Source organism: Mesorhizobium sp. M7A.F.Ca.MR.176.00.0.0 (genome assembly GCF_004023165.1).
Classification (GTDB): Bacteria; Pseudomonadota; Alphaproteobacteria; order Rhizobiales; family Rhizobiaceae; genus Mesorhizobium.
In genome coordinates this window covers 1-3,124 of sequence record NZ_RZTC01000041.1, presented here as the reverse complement: position 1 = coordinate 3,124, position 3,124 = coordinate 1, and the positions used below count along the sequence as shown (strand labels likewise).

Genomic DNA, 3,124 nt, shown 5'->3' with positions numbered 1-3,124 from the left:
GTGGCGAAGTTCGGAATGTTGGCGCTGCCGAGCTGGAAATTGAGCGCCAGCGCCAGCACCGCATAGAGCTCGGCGACGATCAGCAGATGGAGGATATAGGTGTTGGATCCGACGAAGAACGGAAAGGCCAGGACGATTACCGCCGCCGTGATCATCGCCACGAGCGGAACCCGGGCAAAGCTCGCCAACGCATAGTCGGCGATCCACGGCAGCCTCTCCAGCAGATAGAAACCGAGGCCGAGCAAGGCCAGCAGGCCGACCACCTGCCAGCCGCCGTCGACTCTGAGGATGAGGTACAGGAACGCTGCCCCGATGATTTGCGAGGCGATGGCGAAGACCGTGGCCGCGGCTATGCCCGGCACGTCGGGTGAAGCACGACCCTGCATGCTAGACTTTCTCCATGACGGTGCGCCCAAGCAGGCCGGCGGGGCGGAAGATGAGCACGGCGATGACCAGCAGGAAGACGAAGACCAGCCGGTAGGAAGCGCCGTCCGGCACGAATGTCTGCGCCAGCACTTCGATGCCGGCAATGATCAGTCCGCCCAGTATGGCGCCCGGCATCGAGCCGAGGCCGCCGATGACCGCGGCGGAAAAGCCGAGCAGGCCGGCCATGACGCCGAAGTCGAACCGTGTCACGCCGGCATAGCTTGCGAACAGAAGTCCAGCGATGGCGCCGATAGCCGAGGCAATGAAGAACGTCGCACGGAAGACGCGTGCATCGCGGATGCCCATCATGCGCGCCACGACCCGGTCCTCCGAGGCCGCCCGGATGCGCAGCCCGAGCGGGGTCATGCGCAGGAAGACAAACAGCATGGCAACCAGCGCGACGGTCAGCACCACCACCAGCAGCGCGAACCAGCTGATGGCAACGCCGGAGATTTCGAAAGCCATGCCCGACACCAGGCGCGGGAAGGCATGCGGGTTCGATCCCTGCGGATAGAGATGGCGGATCAGCTCGCGGATGACGATGCCGAGCGCCACGGTCGCCACCAGCGCCATCATGGCGGGCGCATCGCGGAAGCGCCTGATGACCACCTTGTCCAGCAGGACGCCGATCAAACCGACGGCGAGCACGGCGACCGGAACCGCAAGCACCAGCCAGGCGGGGCCCGAGGCGCCAAGAGCGGTCGCCAACGCCTGGGCAAGCGCCAGCGTGATGAACGGCGCCGTCATCGCGACATCGCCGTGCGAGAAATGAATGACGTTCAAGACACCGAAGATCAGGCTGAATCCGATCGCCAGCAAGGCATAGATGCAGCCAAGGGTTATCCAGTTCACCAGTTGCTGGACAAGCAGTTCCGCCATGCGGTCGGTCTCTCGATTGAAGCCGACAGGTATCAATCGCCATCCCGGGCGGACAGAACGAATCTCCGAACTCACGAGTCACAATTTCCGAATTTCGTCACTGAATACGCGCCCGTACACTGATGATCAGCCGACGATCACGATCGGCCGGGTCGCTACGACGGCGGCAGATAATTCTGTTTGAGGTGGAACCATGCAAAACAGGCGCAGTGCGCTTATCCGCGTATCGTCAATTCTGGCCGGCTCTCTGTTTGCCATCGCCCTGGGCGCCGCCCAGGCGCAGGCCGACCAGATCAAGCTCGGCTTCATCGGGCCGCTCTCCGGCGGCAACGCCCAGCAGGGCCTCGGCGCCCGCAACGGCTTCCTGCTCGCCATCGAGCAGGCCAATGCCAGCGGCTATCCGCACCAGGTGGAAGGCGTCGTGCTCGATGACGCCTCCGATCCGGCCGTCGGCGTTTCGGCGGCGCAGAAGCTGGTCAACGATCCCGCGGTGGTCGCGGCAACGGGGCATTGGAACAGCTCGGTCGCGTTGGCGACGATCCCGGTCTTCAACCGCTCGCAGATGCCGTTCATCGTCTGGGGCGCGGTCAGCCCGAAGATTACCGAACAGAACTTCCCGAACGTGACCCGCGTCACGCCGACGCTGGTCAACGAGAACAAGCCGCTGGCCGAAGCCATCGCCAAGCAAGGCAAGATCAAGAAGATCGCCATCATCTCCGACACCACCGACTACGGTGCGGCCAACACCAAATGGTTCGGCGATTTCTTCAAGGCGGCCGGCGGCGAGGTCGTTTCTTCGGATGCCGCGGCTGTCGGCACGACCGATTTCCGTGCCATGCTGACTACCGCGAAGGCAGCGTCGCCCGACGCGGTCTATTTCGGCGGCGTCGTCACCGAAGCAGCGCTGGTGCGCAGCCAGATGGCCGACCTCGGCATGGGCAATCTGCCGATGTACGGAATTTCAGGCATCTACGACCCGAAATTCATCGAGATCGCGGGAGCTGCCGCCGAGGGCACCATCGCCGGAACTCCGGCCGTCCAGTCGAACCCCAAGCTCGAGGAGTTCAACAAGGCCTATGAAACCAAGGCTTATCCCGATCCTGCCGGCTCCTATGCGAAATATGCCTACGAGGCGACGCAGATCCTGCTTCAGGTCATCAAGGAAAAAGGCCTCGACGACAAGGAGGCGCTGAGCAAGGCCATTCGTGACATCCACCACGACGGCATTCTGGGAGACGTCTCGTTCGATGCCAACGGACAGACCAACATGGCCATCGACATCGACATGTTCGTCGTCCGCAGCGGCAAATGGGAGAAGATGTAACTTACCTGATCGACGCCGCGCCCGTTCTCAGTGGCGCGGCGTCGATCACCTTCATCGCCGAGCTCGCAAAAGTCCTGACCGGAGCGCCTGACCATGAATGACGAGGCTGGCCACGGCGCACCTCGAAAGGCCGTCGAGATCAAGGGCGTCTCCAAGGTGTTCGGCACCTATCAGGCGCTGAAGCCTGTTTCCTTCGACATCTACGACAACGAGTTCTTCACGCTGCTCGGCCCGAGCGGCTGCGGCAAGACCACCCTGCTGCGCATGATCGCCGGTTTCGAGCAGCCGACGGCGGGGCAGATTTTCCTGCACGGCTCGGACATACAGGGACTCCCCCCGCATAAGCGGCGGGTCAACACCGTCTTCCAGAGCTACGCCCTGTTTCCGCATATGAGCGTCGAACAGAACATCGGCTTCGGGCTCGAAAACCTCGGCTGGTCAAAGGGCCGCCGCGATGCGCGCGTCGCCGATATGCTTCGTCTCGTCCATATGGAG

Annotated in this window: 3 protein-coding genes and 1 pseudogene; 2 read left to right on the top strand and 2 right to left on the bottom strand. The window is 63.0% G+C overall.

The genetic code is table 11. The features are described 5' to 3' along the window. Positions 1 to 386, bottom strand: a pseudogene (locus tag EOB59_RS36360) (branched-chain amino acid ABC transporter permease); the annotation flags it as partial. Between the two features lies 1 nt (position 387). Further along, positions 388 to 1,305 (bottom strand): branched-chain amino acid ABC transporter permease, encoded by a 918-nt coding sequence (locus EOB59_RS15740; protein ID WP_023809431.1) that lies wholly within the window; start codon positions 1,303 to 1,305, stop codon positions 388 to 390. Between the two features lie 193 nt (positions 1,306 to 1,498). Between EOB59_RS15740 and EOB59_RS15735 the strand changes: the two genes are divergently transcribed. After that, on the top strand, positions 1,499 to 2,629 hold the full coding sequence (locus tag EOB59_RS15735; protein WP_127271535.1) for a branched-chain amino acid ABC transporter substrate-binding protein: 1,131 nt from the start codon (positions 1,499 to 1,501) through the stop codon (positions 2,627 to 2,629). 93 nt (positions 2,630 to 2,722) lie between these two features. Next, positions 2,723 to 3,124 (top strand): ATP-binding cassette domain-containing protein (locus EOB59_RS15730; protein ID WP_128288758.1); only part of this gene is annotated, 402 nt, incomplete at its 3' end.

Coding starts and splice junctions, on each gene's coding strand:
- EOB59_RS15740 (WP_023809431.1), bottom strand. CDS start 1,305: ATGGCGGAACTGCTTGTCCAGCAACTGGTGAACTGGATAACCCTTGGC.
- EOB59_RS15735 (WP_127271535.1), top strand. CDS start 1,499: ATGCAAAACAGGCGCAGTGCGCTTATCCGCGTATCGTCAATTCTGGCC.